1 protein-coding gene is annotated in these 561 nt (G+C 39.2%); it reads right to left on the bottom strand.

Annotated elements, in window-relative coordinates; all coding sequences use genetic code 11:
• The coding region (locus tag V7024_RS23095) for a Cna B-type domain-containing protein (protein ID WP_335524348.1) at window positions 1-561 on the bottom strand (561 nt) is incomplete at both ends.

The following is a 561-nucleotide window of genomic DNA, read 5'->3' as shown; positions in this document are numbered from 1 at the left end:
CTACTTTTGTATTTGTAATGTCATAACCGTGTACGTCAGATTGGTATCCTGCCACTGGCTGTTCTTTCACTTCATACTTGTACGCTACTCCATTCGTGTCATATGCTGCTAGGTCTGCAAATGTGTACTTCCAATCATTTGCTGCTGTCACATATTGTGTAAGTAGGAACGTACCATTTTGGTATAAATCTACCTTGATTGTGCTTGGACGATCTGTGGCATTATTATCTTTCCACGTTTTCGTTCCTTCTACGTTGACTTTTCCTACTTTTGTATTCGTGATGTCATAACCTTTTACTTCGGATTGATATCCTGGTACTGGTTGTTCTTTTACTTCATACTTGTATGCTACTCCATTCGCATCGTATGCTTGGAGATTATCAAATGTGTACTTCCAGCTATTCGCTGCTGTTACTTCTTTCGTATCTACTACTTGACCATTTTGTAGAAGGTCTACTTTAATCGTTCCTGGACGATCTGTCGCATTGTTATCGTTCCACGTTTTTGTTCCTTCTACTTTCGTTTGGCCTACTTTTGTATTTGTAATGTCATAACCGTGTC

This window comes from Bacillus sp. JJ864 (assembly GCF_036963045.1).
GTDB lineage: Bacteria > Bacillota > Bacilli > Bacillales > Bacillaceae_G > Bacillus_A > Bacillus_A pseudomycoides_C.
The sequence above is the reverse complement of the archived record's forward strand: the minus strand, read 5'-3'. Positions and strand labels throughout refer to the sequence as shown.